General features: G+C 72.3%; 14 protein-coding genes. 5 read left to right on the forward strand and 9 right to left on the reverse strand.

Translation table 11 applies throughout. The annotated features are described in order from the left end of the window. Window positions 1-4 precede the first annotated feature (4 nt). The 3 genes from ACIBG6_RS24320 to ACIBG6_RS24330 all read right to left on the reverse strand — a co-directional run bounded on the left by ACIBG6_RS24320 (window position 5) and on the right by ACIBG6_RS24330 (window position 2,553). Window positions 5-1,108 (reverse strand): amidohydrolase, encoded by a 1,104-nt coding sequence (locus ACIBG6_RS24320; RefSeq protein ID WP_399224661.1) that lies wholly within the window; start codon window positions 1,106-1,108, stop codon window positions 5-7. A 70-nt stretch (window positions 1,109-1,178) separates the two neighbouring features. Continuing rightward, window positions 1,179-1,499 carry a hypothetical protein gene (locus ACIBG6_RS24325; RefSeq protein ID WP_329624126.1) on the reverse strand — a complete coding sequence of 107 codons (321 nt, stop codon included), beginning with the start codon at window positions 1,497-1,499 and terminating at the stop codon, window positions 1,179-1,181. Window positions 1,500-1,605: 106 nt separating this feature from the next. Beyond that, window positions 1,606-2,553, reverse strand: a complete 948-nt coding sequence (locus ACIBG6_RS24330; protein ID WP_329624125.1) for a heme o synthase — start codon at window positions 2,551-2,553, stop codon at window positions 1,606-1,608. Between the two features lie 314 nt (window positions 2,554-2,867). Here ACIBG6_RS24330 and tkt point away from each other — a divergent pair, with 314 nt between their 5' ends. Genes tkt through pgl form a run of 5 tightly spaced genes read left to right on the forward strand, consistent with a single transcriptional unit; the run spans window position 2,868 to window position 9,494 of the window. After that, complete coding sequence (gene tkt, locus ACIBG6_RS24335; protein ID WP_399224662.1) at window positions 2,868-4,955, forward strand: transketolase; 2,088 nt, start codon at window positions 2,868-2,870, stop codon at window positions 4,953-4,955. Window positions 4,956-4,991: 36 nt separating this feature from the next. Then, window positions 4,992-6,110 carry a transaldolase gene (gene tal, locus ACIBG6_RS24340; RefSeq protein ID WP_399224664.1) on the forward strand — a complete coding sequence of 373 codons (1,119 nt, stop codon included), beginning with the start codon at window positions 4,992-4,994 and terminating at the stop codon, window positions 6,108-6,110. A gap of 5 nt (window positions 6,111-6,115) precedes the next feature. Then, window positions 6,116-7,648: a glucose-6-phosphate dehydrogenase gene (gene zwf / locus ACIBG6_RS24345; protein WP_399224665.1), complete on the forward strand. Its 1,533-nt coding sequence runs from the start codon at window positions 6,116-6,118 to the stop codon at window positions 7,646-7,648. Next, complete coding sequence (gene opcA, locus ACIBG6_RS24350; RefSeq protein WP_399224666.1) at window positions 7,645-8,715, forward strand: glucose-6-phosphate dehydrogenase assembly protein OpcA; 1,071 nt, start codon at window positions 7,645-7,647, stop codon at window positions 8,713-8,715. The genes zwf and opcA overlap by 4 nt, the downstream gene beginning before the upstream one ends. Then, entirely contained in the window at window positions 8,712-9,494 is a 783-nt protein-coding gene (gene pgl, locus ACIBG6_RS24355) for a 6-phosphogluconolactonase (RefSeq protein ID WP_399224667.1), read from the forward strand. Before opcA ends, pgl begins: the two co-directional genes overlap by 4 nt. Before the next feature lie 22 nt (window positions 9,495-9,516). On the opposite strand, the gene ACIBG6_RS24360 is transcribed toward pgl, so the two are convergent. The 6 genes from ACIBG6_RS24360 to ACIBG6_RS24385 form a co-directional block, all read right to left on the reverse strand. Continuing rightward, entirely contained in the window at window positions 9,517-11,007 is a 1,491-nt protein-coding gene (locus tag ACIBG6_RS24360; RefSeq protein ID WP_399225028.1) for a PH domain-containing protein, read from the reverse strand. A gap of 128 nt (window positions 11,008-11,135) precedes the next feature. After that, the gene (locus ACIBG6_RS24365; protein WP_399224668.1) at window positions 11,136-11,636 is read right to left on the reverse strand and encodes a PH domain-containing protein; all 501 of its coding nucleotides are present in this window, start codon (window positions 11,634-11,636) and stop codon (window positions 11,136-11,138) included. A 4-nt stretch (window positions 11,637-11,640) separates the two neighbouring features. Continuing rightward, window positions 11,641-13,296, reverse strand: coding sequence for a glucose-6-phosphate isomerase (gene pgi / locus ACIBG6_RS24370; protein ID WP_399225029.1), 1,656 nt, complete (start codon window positions 13,294-13,296; stop codon window positions 11,641-11,643). A 51-nt stretch (window positions 13,297-13,347) separates the two neighbouring features. Beyond that, window positions 13,348-14,571, reverse strand: coding sequence for an MFS transporter (locus tag ACIBG6_RS24375; RefSeq protein WP_399224669.1), 1,224 nt, complete (start codon window positions 14,569-14,571; stop codon window positions 13,348-13,350). An 88-nt stretch (window positions 14,572-14,659) separates the two neighbouring features. Further along, window positions 14,660-15,436, reverse strand: a complete 777-nt coding sequence (locus tag ACIBG6_RS24380; RefSeq protein WP_399224670.1) for a sugar isomerase domain-containing protein — start codon at window positions 15,434-15,436, stop codon at window positions 14,660-14,662. Between the two features lie 62 nt (window positions 15,437-15,498). Beyond that, entirely contained in the window at window positions 15,499-16,449 is a 951-nt protein-coding gene (locus ACIBG6_RS24385; RefSeq protein WP_399224671.1) for an N-acetylglucosamine kinase, read from the reverse strand. Between the last annotated feature and the right edge of the window lie 49 nt (window positions 16,450-16,498).

Genomic DNA, 16,498 nt, shown 5'->3' on the forward strand with positions numbered 1-16,498 from the left:
GGGCCTAGCCCAGTCCGTAGACCCGCCGGGCGTTCCCCGCCGCGATCATCGTGGCGACGCGCTGGGCGTCCGCGTGGGACCAGGCGCCCTCCATCACCCACTCCGCGAGCACCCGTGTCAGCGCCGAGCGGAAGACGCCGGCGGCGACCGCGTGGAGCTCGGGCAGTCCGTGGGCGCCGCTGGAGAACAGCAGCTTGCCGAACGGCGCCAGTTCCAGGACCTCGGCGAGGACGGCCGCCGCCCGGGCCCCGGTGTGGGCGAGGGCCGGGCCGAGGTCCGCGTACACGTGCGGATGGACGACCGTCAGGTGCGCCGCCGCGCGGTGGTGCGGGTAGGCGTGCAGCAGGACGAGGTCCGTGCCGAGCCCTGACGTGGCGGCGGCGAAGCCGCCCAGGACGGCCGGGTCCCGGTCCCGGGTGTGCAGCTGGAGGGGGCGCCCGGCGGTGACGGCGATCCAGAGGAGATGCCTCAGCAGGACGGGGTCGGTGAGCCGCCCGCCCACCGGGCGTCCGGCGAGCCAGCGCCCCGCCGCCCCGCGTACCTCCCCCGGCCCCGGTGGTTCGGGCGCCGTCGCGAGCCCTCGGCGTACGCCCTCCACCGAGGTGAAGGCCACGGCGTCGACGGCGGCCCCGTGGACGGCCTCGGCGAGGTTGGCCAGGAACGCGTCGACGGTCCCCGAGGTGTCGGCGACCTGTTCGGCGAGGGGTTCGAGGCGGACGATCTCGTGGGCCTCCGCGCCGGCCGCGGCGGCGATCTCGGCGGGCCGGGTCAGGTCGCCCGGGAGCCCCGTGTCCACGAGGTAGGTGGAGATCCCGGAAGCCCGGAGGAGCCGGCGGCCCGCCTCGACGACGCCGAGTTCGCGACGGCGGGCGAGGTAGTGGGCGGGCGGGCAGTGCGGCTCGAGGCCGAGGAGCGGCGGACACCAGCGCCGTACCGCGAAACCCGCCTGCGTGTCGAAGAAGGTCGTCCCGGCGGCGGGCAGCCCGGGCGGACCACCGCGCCGGTCACCGAGGTGCGCGCCCAGGTGGGTCTCGAAGGTGCCCAGGCCGAGCTCCGTACGGAGCACTCCGTGGCAGTACTGGTCCACGAGGCTCGGCGTGTCGATCATCTCGGGGGGCTCCCTGTGTGGACGTGTCTCCACACGTCCTAACGGGTGAGCCCCACGCGAGGTTGTTGCCTCAGCTGTTGGAGGGACCGCCGATCTGGATACCGGCCATCCGGCTCCACTCGTACGGGCCGGTGACGACCCGGGCGGCGAACTCGCCGTCGAACTCGTCGTGGAGCGTCAGACCGGCCTTCTCGGCGGCCTGCTGCGCGATCGGGTACGTGGGCGCCACCAGGTCGCCCCAGCCGCCGTCCGTGCCGACGAGGACGATCCGGGTGCCCGCCTGGCCGATGTGGGCCAGCTGCCCCTCGGCGCCGCCGTGCTCCGCGGAGAACGCCCGGATCTGCTTCGCGAGCCTGGCCGCCCTGCGCTCTTCCTGCTTCGTTTCTGCCATGTCAACGATGCTACCGAGGGGTAGATCGACTGGCGACGGCCGGGCCACGTGGTCTATCCCACGTGACCCGGCCGTCGACCGGACACATCATCTGAGCGCGGAGTGCCTACCGGAGGAAGGGGTCCACCGCGACCGCCACGAACAGCAGCGAGACATAGGTGATGGACCAGTGGAAGAGGCGCATCTCCTTGAGCTTCGCGCCGGTCGCGCCCGACTTCGCGCGGTTGAGGAGCCCGTGCGCCTCCCACAGCCACCAGCCGCCGGTGAGCAGCGCCACGGCCGTGTAGAACCAGCCGGTGTAGCCGAGCGGGGTCAGCAGCAGCGAGACGGCGACCATCACCCAGCTGTAGGCGACGATCTGCTTGGCCACGACCTTGTTGGAGGCGAGGACCGGCAGCATCGGCACGCCGGCGCGCGCGTAGTCGTCCTTCACCTTCATCGACAGCGGCCAGTAGTGCGGCGGCGTCCAGAAGAAGATGACGAGGAAGAGGATGATCGCGGCCCACGACATCGAGTTCGTCACGGCCGACCAGCCGATGAGCACCGGCAGGCAGCCGGCGATGCCGCCCCAGACGATGTTCTGCGCGGTCCGCCGCTTCAGGATCATCGTGTAGACGACCACGTAGAAGAGGAGCGCGCCGAGCGAGAGCGCGGCGGAGAGCCAGTTGACCAGCAGGCCGAACCAGAGCGTGGAGATCACCGCGAGGCTGAGGCCGAAGACGAGGCCCTCACGCGGCGTGAGCACGCCGGTGACCAGCGGGCGCTGGGAGGTGCGGTCCATCAGGGCGTCGATGTCGCGGTCGATGTACATGTTCAGCGCGTTGGCGCCGCCCGCCGACAGGTAGCCGCCGAAGCAGGTGGCGAGCACCAGCCACAGGTTCGGCACGCCCTGCTCGGCGAGGAACATCACCGGAACGGTGGTGATGAGCAGAAGCTCGATGATCCGCGGCTTGGTCAGCGCCACGTATGCCTTGACGCGGGCCCCGAACGGCCGATGGCCCCCCGGGCTGGGAGTCAAGACGACCCCTGCGGGTCGGGACTCGACGGCCGTCACGCACACCCCTGACAGAGAAATTCCCAGCAAGCTCCCCGGATGAAGACGGGGTAAAGCTTGCGCGTACCACGCCACTGTAGACGTTGCCCAGACGCCGATCTTCGCGGGGGTGGGGTCGTGTTGGAGGGGTGTGTCCCAAGGCGTGGACACCGTTCGGGAGGCGAACTCACACGGCCACCGGCACTCTTGCTCTGTCCGCTCATTTGAGGGGCCTGCACACGAAAAGAGGGGGCTCTGTCGGGGGTAGGCTCGACACCGCCGGTACACCCTCAGTCACCGGCTTCAGAACATGTGGAGAGGAGCCCTGACCCAGGGTGAGCACTAAGCCGACCACCACAGACCTCGAGTGGACCGAATTGGACCAGCGGGCCGTCGACACCGCCCGCGTCCTGGCAGCGGACGCCGTACAGAAGGTCGGCAACGGCCATCCCGGTACGGCGATGAGCCTGGCGCCCGCCGCGTACACCCTCTTCCAGAAGGTGATGCGGCACGACCCGGCCGATCCCGAGTGGGTCGGGCGCGACCGATTCGTCCTCTCCGCGGGCCACTCGTCCCTGACCCTCTACACCCAGCTGTACCTGGGTGGCTTCGGTCTTGAGCTGGACGACCTGAAGGCCTTCCGCACCTGGGGCTCGAAGACCCCCGGTCACCCGGAGTACGGCCACACGGCCGCGGTCGAGACGACGACGGGCCCGCTGGGCCAGGGTGTCGCCAACGCCGTGGGCATGGCGATGGCCGCCCGCTACGAGCGCGGTCTGTTCGACCCGGAGGCGGCCCCCGGCACCTCCCCGTTCGACCACCGGATCTACGCGATCGCCGGTGACGGCTGCCTGCAGGAGGGCATCTCCGCGGAGGCGTCCTCGCTCGCCGGCCACCAGAAGCTCGGCAATCTGATCCTGCTGTGGGACGACAACCACATCTCGATCGAGGGCGACACCGAGACCGCCGTGTCCGAGGACACGATGAAGCGGTACGAGGCGTACGGCTGGCACGTCCAGCGCGTCGAGTCGAAGTCCAACGGCGACCTGGACCCGGCCGCGCTGTACGCGGCGGTCAGGGCCGCCGAGGCCGAGACCGAGCGTCCGTCGTTCATCGCGATGCGCTCGATCATCGCCTGGCCCGCGCCGAACGCGCAGAACACCGAGGCCTCGCACGGCTCGGCGCTCGGCGACGAGGAGATCGCGGCCACCAAGCGTGTCCTGGGCTTCGACCCGGAGCAGACCTTCGAGGTCACCGACGAGGTCATCACGCACACCCGCTCGCTCGGCGACCGGGGCCGTGAGGCCCGCGCCGCGTGGGAGAAGTCCCTCGCGGAGTGGCGTACGGCCAACCCGGAGCGCGCCGCCCGGTTCGACCGCATCCAGGCGAACGAGCTGCCGGCCGGCTGGGAGGAGAAGCTCCCCGTCTTCGAGCCCGGCAAGGGCGTCGCCACCCGCGCGGCCTCGGGCAAGGTCCTCCAGGCTCTCGGCGCGGTCATCCCGGAGCTGTGGGGCGGCTCGGCCGACCTGGCCGGCTCGAACAACACGACGATCGACAAGACGTCGTCGTTCCTGCCCGAGGGCAACCCGCTGCCGGAGGCCGACCCGTACGGCCGCACGATCCACTTCGGCATCCGCGAGCACTCGATGGCCGCCGAGATGAACGGCATCGCGCTGCACGGCAACACCCGTGTCTACGGCGGCACCTTCCTGGTGTTCTCCGACTACATGCGCAACGCCGTGCGTCTGTCGGCCCTGATGCACCTGCCGGTGACGTACGTCTGGACGCACGACTCGATCGGTCTCGGCGAGGACGGCCCGACCCACCAGCCGGTGGAGCACCTGGCCTCGCTGCGTGCGATCCCGGGGCTGAACGTGGTCCGGCCGGCCGACGCCAACGAGACGGCGATCGCCTGGCGCGAGATCATGAAGCGGCACACCAAGGTCTTCGGCAAGGGCGCCCCGCACGGTCTCGCCCTCACCCGCCAGGGCGTGCCGACCTACGTGGCGAACGATGACGCGGCCAAGGGCGGCTACGTGCTGTTCGACGCCGACGGTGGCGACGCCCAGCTGGTGCTGATCGCGACCGGCTCCGAGGTGCACCTGGCCGTCGAGGCCCGTGAGCAGCTCCAGGCCGCCGGTGTCCCGACCCGTGTGGTCTCGATGCCGTCCGTCGAGTGGTTCGAGGAGCAGGACCAGGCGTACAAGGACTCCGTCCTGCCGCCGTCGGTCAAGGCCCGGGTCGCGGTGGAGGCCGGCATCGGTCTCACCTGGCACCGGTACGTCGGGGACGCCGGCCGGATCGTCTCGCTGGAGCACTTCGGTGCCTCGGCGGACGCGAAGGTCCTGTTCCGCGAGTTCGGGTTCACGCCGGAGGCGGTCGTCGCCGCCGCGCGGGAATCTCTCGACGCCGCCGCGCGCTGACGCCCATACGTACGACTTAATGGAGATGCAACTCTCATGACAGACGCTCTCAAGCGCCTCTCCGACGAAGGCGTCGCGATCTGGCTGGACGATCTCTCGCGCAAGCGGATCACGTCCGGCAACCTGGCCGAGCTCATCGACCAGAGCCACGTGGTCGGCGTGACCACGAACCCGTCGATCTTCCAGAAGGCCATCTCCTCGGGTGACGGTTACGAGCAGCAGCTCGCCGACCTCGCCGCCCGCAAGGTGACCGTCGACGAGGCCATCCGCATGATCACGACGGCGGACGTCCGCGACGCCGCCGACATCCTGCGGCCGGTCTTCGAGGCGACCGACGGCCAGGACGGCCGGGTCTCCATCGAGGTCGACCCCCGTCTCGCCCACGAGACGGTCGCCACCATCGCCGAGGCCAAGCAGCTGGCCTGGCTGGTGGACCGCCCCAACACGCTCATCAAGATTCCGGCCACCAAGGCGGGTCTGCCGGCGATCACCGAGGTCATCGGCCTCGGCATCAGCGTCAACGTGACGCTGATCTTCTCGCTGGAGCGCTACCGCGCGGTCATGGACGCCTACCTGGCGGGTCTGGAGAAGGCCCGCGAGCGCGGCCTCGACCTGTCGAAGATCCACTCGGTGGCGTCCTTCTTCGTGTCCCGTGTGGACTCGGAGATCGACAAGCGCCTGGACGGCATCGGCACCGACGAGGCCAAGGCGCTCAAGGGCAAGGCCGCGCTGGCCAACGCCCGCCTGGCCTACGAGGCGTTCGAGGAGGTCTTCTCCTCCGACCGCTGGGCGGCCCTCGACAAGGCGCAGGCCAACAAGCAGCGTCCGCTGTGGGCCTCGACCGGTGTCAAGGACCCGGCGTACAAGGACACGCTGTACGTCGTGGACCTGGTCGCCCCGGGCACCGTCAACACCATGCCGGAAGCCACTCTGGAGGCCACCGCCGACCACGGCGACGTCTCCGGTGACACCGTGCGCGGCACGTACGACCGGTCCCGCGCGGAGCTGGCGGCCATCGAGAAGCTGGGCATCAGCTACGACGAGGTCGTGCAGCTTCTGGAGGACGAGGGCGTCGAGAAGTTCGAGGCGTCCTGGAACGACCTGCTCAAGTCCACCGAGGCGGAGCTCTCGCGCCGCGTACCTGCGGAGGCGTAAGCACTTTGAGCGCAGTCGACGGAGCCAACCCGCTCCGTGACGCCGCCGACCGACGGCTCCCGCGTATCGCGGGGCCGTCGGGCCTGGTGATCTTCGGCGTCACGGGCGATTTGTCCCGTAAGAAGCTGATGCCCGCCGTCTACGACCTGGCCAACCGCGGCCTGCTGCCGCCGGGCTTCTCGCTCGTCGGCTTCGCCCGCCGCGAGTGGCAGGACGAGGACTTCGCGCAGGAGGTCTACGAGGCCGTCAAGCAGCACGCGCGCACCCCGTTCCGCGAGGAGGTGTGGCAGCAGCTGATCCAGGGCATGCGGTTCGTCCAGGGTGACTTCGACGACGACGAGGCCTTCGAGAAGCTGAAGTCCACCGTCGAGGAGCTGGACAAGGCGCAGGGCACCGGCGGCAACTTCGCCTTCTACCTCTCCGTGCCGCCGAAGTTCTTCCCGCTGGTCGTCCGGCAGCTCAAGAAGCACGGCCTGGCCGACCAGAAGGACGGCTCCTGGCGCCGCGCGGTCATCGAGAAGCCCTTCGGGCACGACCTGGTCTCCGCCAAGGAGCTCAACGAGGTCGTCCACGAGGTCTTCCCGCCCGACGCGGTCTTCCGGATCGACCACTACCTCGGCAAGGAAACCGTCCAGAACATCCTGGCGCTCCGCTTCGCCAACACCCTCTTCGAGCCGATCTGGAACAGGTCGTACGTCGACCACGTCCAGATCACGATGGCCGAGGACATCGGCATCGGCGGCCGGGCCGGGTACTACGACGGCATCGGCGCCGCCCGTGACGTCATCCAGAACCACCTGCTCCAGCTGCTCGCGCTGACCGCGATGGAGGAGCCCGCCTCCTTCGACGCCGACGCGCTCGCCGCCGAGAAGACCAAGGTCCTCGGCGCGGTGAAGCTCCCCAAGGACCTGGGCGAGACGACGGTCCGCGGCCAGTACGCGGCCGGGTGGCAGGGCGGCGAGAAGGCCGTCGGCTACCTCCAGGAAGACGGCATCGACCCCCAGTCGAAGACCGACACCTACGCGGCCGTGAAACTGGAGATCGACAACCGCCGCTGGGCGGGCGTCCCCTTCTATCTCCGTACGGGCAAGCGCCTCGGCCGCCGCGTCACCGAGATCGCGGTCGTCTTCCAGCGCGCCCCGCACTCCCCCTTCGACCACACCGCGACCGAGGAACTCGGCCGCAACGCCATCGTGATCCGGGTCCAGCCGGACGAGGGCGTGACGGTGCGGTTCGGCTCCAAGGTGCCCGGCACCCAGATGGAGATCCGGGACGTGTCGATGGACTTCGCGTACGGCGAGTCCTTCACGGAGTCCAGCCCCGAGGCGTACGAGCGGCTCATCCTCGACGTCCTGCTCGGCGACTCGAACCTCTTCCCGCGCGTCGAGGAGGTCGAGCTGTCCTGGAAGATCCTCGACCCGATCGAGCAGTTCTGGGACAAGCACGGCAAGCCCGCGCAGTACCAGTCCGGGACCTGGGGTCCGGTCGAGGCGGACGAGATGCTCGCACGAGACGGACGGAGCTGGCGCCGGCCATGAAGACCGACCTGACGGACACCACGTCATCCAAGATCAACAAGGCGCTGGTGCTCGGGCGGCGGGCGATCGGCACGCCGGCCGTCGGCATGGTGCTCACCCTCGTCATCGTCACCGACGAGGAGAACGCCTACGACGCGCTGAAGGCGGCAAACGAGGCGTCCCGCGAGCACCCCTCGCGGACCCTCGTCGTCATCAAGCGGGTCTCGCGCTCGCCGCGGGACCGCTCCAAGGCACGACTCGACGCCGAGGTCCGCCTCGGCGCCGACGCCAGCACCGGCGAAACGGTTGTCCTCCGGCTGTACGGCGAGGTCGTCGACCACGCCCAGTCGGTGGTGCTTCCGCTGCTCCTCCCGGACGCCCCCGTCGTCGTCTGGTGGCCGGTGAACGCGCCGACCGACCCGGCGAACGACCCGCTGGGCGCGCTCGCCCAGCGCCGGGTGACCGACACGTACGCCGCCGAGCAGCCCATCCAGGAGCTGACGGCGCGGGCGGACACGTACACCCCGGGCGACACGGACCTCTCGTGGACCCGGATCACCCCGTGGCGCTCGATGCTCGCCGCCGCGCTCGACCAGGTCGTGTGCGAGGTCACCTCGGCCGAGGTCGAGGGCGAGGAGTTCAATCCGAGCGTCGAGCTGCTCGCGATGTGGCTGGCCGAGCGGCTGAAGGTGCCGGTGCGGCGCTCGAAGTCGGCGGGGCCCGGTCTCACCTCCGTACGGATGGAGACCAGCTCCGGGCCGATCGTGCTCGACCGGCCGGACGGCTCGCTCGCGACGCTCTCCATCCAGGGTCAGCCGGACCGCGGCGTGGCGCTCAAGCGCCGGGACACGGCCGAGCTGATCGCGGAGGAGCTGCGCCGGCTCGACCCGGACGACACCTACGCGACGGCGCTCAAGTTCGGTCTTGAGCGCCTCGACGAGCAGGCGGCGACCGTCGCCCCCGAGCAGGTCGACGAGCCCGTCGCCGAGGCGGTCACCGAGGCGGTCGTCGTCGTGGAGTCGGCGGCCCCGGCCCCCGCGAAGCCCGCCGCGAAGAAGGCCCCGGCCAAGAAGGCGGCGGCCAAGTGAGCACCCCTCAGCTGGTCGTGCACCGCGACAAGGAGCTGATGGCGCAGGCCGCGGCGGCCCGGCTGATCACGAAGATCGTGGACGCCCAGGCCACCCGCGGCTCCGCCTCGGTGGTGCTGACCGGCGGACGCAACGGCAACGGCCTGCTCGCCGCGCTGGGTACGGCGCCCGCCCGGGACGCGATCGACTGGTCGCGGCTCGACCTGTGGTGGGGCGACGAGCGCTTCCTGCCCGAGGGCGATCCCGAGCGGAACGTCACCCAGGCCCGTGAGGCGCTGCTCGACCGGGTGCCCCTCGACCCGGCGCGGGTGCACGCCATGCCGGCCTCGGACGGACCGTACGGCGCCGATGTCGACGCCGCCGCGGCCGCGTACGCGGAGGAGCTGGCCGCCGCCACGGGTCCCGGTAACCACGGGCGGGTGCCGACCTTCGACGTGCTGATGCTGGGCGTCGGCCCGGACACGCACGTGGCCTCGCTCTTCCCCGAGCTGCCCGGAGTCCGCGAGACCGAGCGGACGGTGGTCGGGGTGCACGGCGCTCCCAAGCCGCCGCCGCTCCGGGTCTCCCTGACGCTCCCGGCGATCAGGGCGGCCAAGGAGGTCTGGCTGCTCGCGGCCGGCGAGGACAAGGCGAAGGCCGCGGCGATCGCGCTGTCGGGCGCGGGCGAGGTGCAGGCCCCGGCGGCGGGCGCCTACGGCCGCTCGCGCACGCTGTGGCTGCTCGACGCGGCGGCGGCCTCGGAGCTGCCGCGGAACCTGTATCCGCCGGCTTCGGCCTGATTTCCCTACCCGGAGGCCCGGTTCACTGCTCTGTGGACCGGGCCTCCGGCGTCGGTACGGGCTCGATGAAGGGCGCGAGGAGGTCCGGTACGGCCTCGGCGGCGAAGGTCAGGCCCTGGGTCTCGCCCGCGTCGTAGATGTCGTACGCGCCCTCGCCGGCCGCCGTCGTGGCGGTCAGGGTGAGGACGCCCGCGCGGCGCTGGAAGTACGACTGCTTGACGGTCCAGCCGATGACGCCGGAGCGCTGGAGGGCGACCGTGGCGCGCCGGACCGTGCCCGAACGGGTCACCAGATAGGCGCCGCTGACGCCGTGTCCGAGACTGCGGTACGCGTCGTGGGCGAGGAGCACGGCGAGCGGGGTGAGGACGACGGCGCAGCCCGCCGCCACGTACAGCAGGACCGGGGTGAGGAGGAGCCCGAGTCCGGCGAGGAGGGCGACCGGGGCGGCGACGGACCACAGGGCCCAGCGCAGCCGGCGGGTGCGGGCGGCACGGGGGTGGGCGGCGAGCGGCGCCCCGGTGGGGGGTTCGGGCTCGCGCAGGACCTGGGCGGCGACGCGGTCGGCGATCTCCCGGGGCGCGGCCGGCAGCAGGGTCTTGAGGTCGGAGTGCTTGTCCCCGTCGTCCTTGGCGAGGCCGGTGGCGACGGCGTCGACGCGGGCGGCCCCGACCAGGCGCACGCCCAGCGGCTCGACGACCTCGATGCCGCGCAGCCGGCGCTCCTCGATGGAGACCGAGCGGGCGGTGAGGAGGCCGCGGCGGACGCGCAGGGTGCCGCCGGGCTCGCGCTCCAGGCGGTGGTTCCACCACATCTCGACCCAGAGGCCGAGGGCGCCGACGGCTCCGACGACGGTGGCGACGAGGACCAGGTCGACGATCATCCAGGTGACGGAGACGTCCCGGAAGCGGTCCCCTATCCAGTCGATGACCTCCGCCTGGGCGCCGAACCACTCGCTGACCTGCATGACGGCTCCGGCCGCCGCTCCGCCGAGGGCCGGGGCGACGAAGGAGACCGGGGCGTACCGGATCCAGCGCGGGTCGACGGTGGCGAGGGCGCCCTCGTGCGGCAGGTCCTCGGGGCCGGTGGTCGTGCGGGCGAGGAGCTCGTGGCGCAGGCGCTCGCCCTCGGCGCGGGTGACCAGGTCGAGTTCGAGCGTGGACTCGCTGCCGCCGGTGCTCTCGCCGGTGCCGATGCGGACCTTGACGAGGCCGAGGACCCGCTGGAGGGGGTTGGCGGTGAGGTCGACGCTGCGGATGCGCTCGCGGGCCAGGGAGCGGCGCTTGATCAGCAGGAGCCCGGTGTGGAGTTCGACCCGCTCGGGGCCGATGCGGTAGCGGGTACGGCGCAAGCGGACGTAGTCGACGAGGGTGCCGCCGAGGACGAGGAGAAGGGCTCCGGCGAGGACCCAGGAGAGGGCCTGCCACAGCGGTCTGGATCCGGCGAGGCCGAGGGTCGTAGGCAGGCCGGCGCCGCCGGCCACGCCGCACAGGACGGCGGCGGTGGCCAGGAGCATGCGCCGGTCGAGGCGCCGCCACGCCTCGGCGGGGCCCTCCCCTGGGGCCTCCCCGGGGCCTTCCCCGCGCGGCCCGTCGGCGCCGCCTATGCCGCCGGCGTGCGGGTCCTCGCCGTGTCCGGCCTCGTTCATGTGGCGTCCCCGGGGGTGGCCTGGGTGAGGGCCGTGAGCCGTTCGCCGAGCTCGGCGGCGAGCTCGTGGTCGAGGCCCTCGATCCGGAGGGCGCCCTTCGAGGAGGCGGTGGTCACCGTGACGGTGCCGAGCCGGAAGAGTTGCTCCAGCGGGCCGCGTACGGTGTCGACCGTCTGGATCCGGGACATCGGGGCGATCCGCCACTCCTGCCAGAGGGCCCCTGTGCGGACGTAGACGGCCTCGTCGGTGACCTCCCAGCGGTGCACCCGGAACCACCAGGCGGGGAAGAACGCGGCGCAGCCGAGGCCGAGGACCGCGACGGCCCCGGCCGCGAGCAGCAGCCAGAACCGGGCGGGCCCGATGAGCGCGCCGAGGACGGCGAGGATCACCACCGGGACGGCGGTGGTCACCAGGAGCTGGCTCCGCCACCAGGCGACGGCCCGCTCGTCCACGGCGTTCCTGGGCGGCCGCAGCCGCACCGCGTTCTCCCCCGTCATGCGATCAGCCCCGGTCGCGCAGCGCGCGGTAGGCCGAGACGAGCCCGGCGGTCGAACTGTCGAGCTGCTCGCCGCCCCCGCCGCCGGTCAGGACCGGTTCGATCTTCTTGGCGAGGACCTTGCCGAGTTCGACGCCCCACTGGTCGAAGGAGTCGATGTTCCAGATCGCGCCCTGGACGAAGACCTTGTGCTCGTAGAGCGCGATCAGCTGGCCGAGGACGGACGGGGTGAGCGCGTCGGCCAGAATCGTGGTGGTCGGGTGGTTGCCCTGGAAGGTCTTGTGCGGGACGAGCTCCTCGGCGACCCCTTCGGCCCGTACCTCCTCGGGCGTCTTGCCGAAGGCGAGCGCCTGGGTCTGGGCGAAGAAGTTGGCCATCAGCAGGTCGTGCTGGGCGACGAGCCCGGGAAGCAGGTCGTCGACGGGGCGGGCGAAGCCGATGAAGTCGGCCGGGATCACCTTGGTGCCCTGGTGGATCAACTGGTAGTAGGCGTGCTGCCCGTTGGTGCCGGGGGTGCCCCAGACGACGGGTCCGGTCTGCCAGTCGACCGGGTTGCCCTCGCGGTCCACCGACTTGCCGTTGGACTCCATGTCGAGCTGCTGGAGGTAGGCGGTGAACTTGGACAGGTAGTGGGAGTACGGCAGGACGGCGTGCGACTGGGCGTTGAAGAACGCGCCGTACCAGACGCCGAGGAGGCCGAGCAGCAGCGGCGCGTTCTCCTCGGGCGGGGCCGTGCGGAAGTGCTCGTCGACGAGGTGGAAGCCGTCGAGCATCTCGCGGAAGCGGTTCGGGCCGATGGCGATCATCAGGGACAGGCCGATGGCGGAGTCGTAGGAGTAGCGGCCGCCGACCCAGTCCCAGAACTCGAACATGTTCGTGGTGTCGATGCCGAACTCGGCGACCTTCTCGGCGTTGGTCGAGAGGGCCACGAAGTGCTTGGCGACGGCCTCCTGGCCGGCTCCGAGCCCGGCGAGGAGCCAGTCGCGGGCGGAGGTGGCGTTGGTGATCGTCTCGATGGTGGTGAAGGTCTTCGAGGCGACGATGAAGAGGGTCTCGGCAGGGTCGAGGTCGCGGACGGCCTCGTGGAGGTCGGCGCCGTCCACGTTGGAGACGAAACGGAGCGTCAGGTCCCGCTGGGTGAAGGAGCGCAGGACCTCGTAGGCCATGGCGGGGCCGAGGTCGGAGCCGCCGATGCCGATGTTCACGATGTTCTTGACCGGCTTGCCGGTGTGGCCGGTCCACTCGCCCGCGCGGACCTTGTCGGCGAAGGCGCCCATCCTGTCGAGGACGGCGTGGACGCCGGGGACGACGTTCTCCCCGTCGACCTCGATCACGGCCTCGCGCGGGGCGCGCAGCGCGGTGTGGAGGACCGCGCGGTCCTCGGTGGTGTTGATCTTCTCGCCGCGGAACATGGCGTCGCGCAGCTCGGCCACGCCGGTGGCGGCGGCGAGTTCGCGCAGCAGGGTCAGCGTCTCGTCGGTGACGAGGTGCTTGGAGTAGTCCAGGTAGAGGTCGCCGACCCGCAGGGTGTGGCCCGTGCCGCGCGCCGGGTCCGCGGCGAAGAGCTCGCGCAGGTGGGTCTCGCCCAGCTGCTCACGGTGCTTGCCGAGGGCCGCCCACTCGGGCAGCCGGTTCAGCCTGGTGCGGCCTTCGTTGTTCATCTCGGACATCGCCCACTTCTTCTCGTATGTCTGCCCCGCTGCCCCTCCAACCTAATTGATCAGGGGGCCCAACGACGCTACGGCGAGCGCGAACAGTGCCGCCGCGAGGAGGGCGGGTGCGTGCGGTCCCCAGCCGGCGGCCGCGACGCCGCCGAGGAGGGCCCCGAGCGGAGCGCCCGCGACGGCGAGGGTGCGGAAGGCCGCGGCGATGCGGCCGAGCATCCCGTCGGGGGCGCGCTCCTGCATGAGGGTCGTCTGGTTGACGTTCCACACCGTCCCCATGAATCCGAACACCGCCATGGCCGCGACCGATACCGCGAGGGCGGGGACGGCGCCCATCAGGATCAGGCAGGCCGTCTGGACCGTCCCGGCGAGGGCGACCGCGCGTATCCGTCCGGTCCGCTCGGCGATGCGGCGGGCGAGGAAGCCGCCGGCGACGCCGCCGATCGCGTAGGCGGTGATGGTGGCCGCGTATGCGGCGTTTCCGGCGCTTCCGGCCTGGCGCCCGTCCGTCACGTGGACGACGAGGGTGGCGATGAGGGCGCCCATCCCGATGTTGCAGAGGGTGGTGGCCGTGCAGAGCCGGCGCAGCGGCCGGTCCCGGCCGAGCGTGGCGAGCCCTTCGGCCATCTCCTTCCGGAGGGTCGACCCGGCGGGGCGGGGCGACCGCTCGGGTGCCTCGGTCCGCAGGGAGGCGATGAGGAGTGCGGCGAGGACGTAGGTGGCGGCGTCGGCCACGTACGGCACGGCGTCCCCGGCGAGGAGCAGCGCGGGCACCAGGGGCGCGGCGAGGAGGCCGCCCGCGAACTGCTGACCGGTCATCAGGCGGGCGTTGGCCGCGGCCAGGGCCTCGGTGGGGACGAGGGCGGGGAGAAGGGCCGTGGCGGCGTTGTCGAAGAGGGTCTGCAGGGTCGTGAGGGCGAAGGCGAGGACGAGCAGCAGGGCGATCGTGGCGTGTCCGAGCGCGACGGCCACGGCGAACGCGGCCATGAGCGCGCCGCGGACGAGGTCGACCGCCCACATGGCCCGGCGCTGGTCGACCCGGTCGGCGACGGCTCCGCCGAGGAGTCCGAAGAGCAGCCAGGGCAGGAAGCCGCAGGCGGTGACGGAGGCGATGAGGAGGGGGTCGTCGGTGAGCGAGGCGGCGAGCAGGGGCAGGGCGGCGGTCCGCAGCGAGTCGCCGAAGCGGGAGACGACGGCGGCCGTCCACAACCGTCCGAAGCCGCCTCGCCAGTTCGGTACGGCCCTGGCCGTCACTGCTTCCGTCGCCGTCATGGCGCCCCCCTGCGTCGGTGATCCCCTGCCCGACCGACCGTAGGGGACGCCACTGACAACGCCGGTTCAGTGCACGCTCAGTGCCCGCTCAGTACCCGCCGCGGTGCAGTCGGCCCTCGTAGCGGGCTTCGAGGAGCGCGTTGCGTTCGTGGCCGCCGGGGATGTTGGCGGAGACGTACACGGGCGGTTCGTGGCCCTCGGCGAGGAGCAGGGCGACGGCTTCGGCGACGGTCATCTGGACGAGGAGCGAGGAGGTGAGGGTGGAGATCCCGCACAGTCCGCCGCCTCCGGGGAGCGGGAGGACGGCGTCGCCGGTGGGGGCGCAGTTGTCGAGGACGGCGTCGGCGAGGTCGGCGAGCCGCCTGCCGCTCGGGTGGAGGGCGGGGACGGCGTGGGTGTGTTCGAGCGAGGTGAGGGCGACGAGCCGGTGTCCGGCGGCGGTGACCTTGAGGGCGAGGTCGACGATCGCGTTGTTGACGCCGGAGTTGGAGATGATGACGAACAGGTCCTGCGGGTGGGGGCCGGCGAGGGCGTAGAGCCGGTCGGCGAGGCCCGGGGAGCGTTCGAGGAGGGGGTCGGCGAGGACGGCGGGGTCCTCGCCGCCGCGCAGGACGAGGTCGGCGAGGGAGATCCGGCTGGTGGGGACGAGGCCCCCGGCCCGGCCCGCGATCTCCAGGGCGGCGGCCTGGGAGTGGCCGGTGCCGAAGGCGTGGATCACCCCGTCGGCGGCGACGCAGTCGGCGAGGAGCCGGGCGGCGAGCGGGACGGTGTCCTTGTTGGCGGCGACGGCGCGGTCGACGGCGCCGCGGGCGTGGTCGGCGAACCGGTCGGCGCCGAGGTCGGGTCGAGGCAGGGCGGCGGACATGACGAGGCCTCCACTGGTTCAGTGAACCCATATCTTCTGAACGACATGAATCAATGAACCAGTCAGGATGACGCGCCGTCAAGGGACCCGGCCAGGCGGGCGAGTGCCACCGCGCCCGCCACCCCGTCCGGTACGGGCACGGGGACGAGGCCCCACTCCCGCACCCCCTCCGTGAGCCGCCCGAGCAGCGGGCCGCCCGGGCCGACGAGGCCGCCCGTGACCACCAACGGCTCACCGGGTCGCGGGTCCAACGCCCGCACCGTGGCGCACAGCTCGGCCCCCGCCCGGTCGAGGAGCTCCCGCGCCGGGCCGTCCCCGGCCGCCGCCACGCCGACCACGAGCGGGCTCAGCGCCGCGAGCCGGACCGGATGCGCCTCGTACGCGTACCGCACGACGGCCTCCTTGCCGGGCCCGCCGCACACCTCGCCCACCGGCCCGGCGAGCGCCGTCCACGGCCCGCGGCCGTCCAGGGCGCGCAGCACCGCCCGCACCGCCTCCCGGCCGAGCCAGAAGCCGCTGCCCGCGTCCCCGAGGAGCCAGCCGTCGCCGTCCGCGACCCGGACGGCACGGCGCCGCTGCACGCGCGCGGCGGCCGCGCCCGTCCCGGCGATCAGGACGAGCCCGTCGGCCGGGGCGCCCGGTCCGGCCGCGAAGGCGACCTCCGCGTCCCCGTACACCTCGACCGCGCCGGGCGCCGCGCCCACCGCGTCGAGAGCCCGGGCGAGCGCCGTCCCCGCCCGCCCCCGCCCCGCGCCCTCTCCCCCGCCGGCGAAGCCGGCCACGACGGCCCGGACGTGCCGCCCCGCGCCGTCCGGCAGCGCCTCCCGCAGGGCGTCCGTGAGGTGACGGGCCAGCGCCGCGGGCGCCACGCTCAGCGCGTTGCCCGGCCCGCCCGCGCCCTCACCGAGGACGGCACCGCCCGCCGCGTCCGCGACCCGCGCCCTGATCCGCGTACCGCCCGCGTCGATCCCGACCACCCACGGGCGGTCCGCATGAATCCTGGATTCGCTCATCAGCCCGCATGGTGGTTGATAGATTCACCGCGCGACAAGACCCCTCCAC

The sequence above is a fragment of the Streptomyces sp. NPDC050842 genome, from assembly GCF_044456565.1.
In the GTDB taxonomy this organism is placed as follows: Bacteria; Actinomycetota; Actinomycetes; order Streptomycetales; family Streptomycetaceae; genus Streptomyces.

Bases quoted from the DNA above. Each gene is read 5' to 3' on its own strand.
- ACIBG6_RS24360 (WP_399225028.1), bottom strand. From the start codon at position 11,007: ATGCTCCTGGCCACCGCCGCCGTCCTGTGCGGCGTGGCCGGCGGCGCC.
- ACIBG6_RS24365 (WP_399224668.1), bottom strand. From the start codon at position 11,636: ATGACGGGGGAGAACGCGGTGCGGCTGCGGCCGCCCAGGAACGCCGTG.
- opcA (WP_399224666.1), top strand. From the start codon at position 7,645: ATGAAGACCGACCTGACGGACACCACGTCATCCAAGATCAACAAGGCG.
- ACIBG6_RS24385 (WP_399224671.1), bottom strand. From the start codon at position 16,449: ATGAGCGAATCCAGGATTCATGCGGACCGCCCGTGGGTGGTCGGGATC.
- ACIBG6_RS24320 (WP_399224661.1), bottom strand. From the start codon at position 1,108: ATGATCGACACGCCGAGCCTCGTGGACCAGTACTGCCACGGAGTGCTC.
- tal (WP_399224664.1), top strand. From the start codon at position 4,992: ATGACAGACGCTCTCAAGCGCCTCTCCGACGAAGGCGTCGCGATCTGG.
- ACIBG6_RS24380 (WP_399224670.1), bottom strand. From the start codon at position 15,436: ATGTCCGCCGCCCTGCCTCGACCCGACCTCGGCGCCGACCGGTTCGCC.
- pgi (WP_399225029.1), bottom strand. From the start codon at position 13,296: ATGAACAACGAAGGCCGCACCAGGCTGAACCGGCTGCCCGAGTGGGCG.
- ACIBG6_RS24375 (WP_399224669.1), bottom strand. From the start codon at position 14,571: ATGACGGCGACGGAAGCAGTGACGGCCAGGGCCGTACCGAACTGGCGA.
- ACIBG6_RS24325 (WP_329624126.1), bottom strand. From the start codon at position 1,499: ATGGCAGAAACGAAGCAGGAAGAGCGCAGGGCGGCCAGGCTCGCGAAG.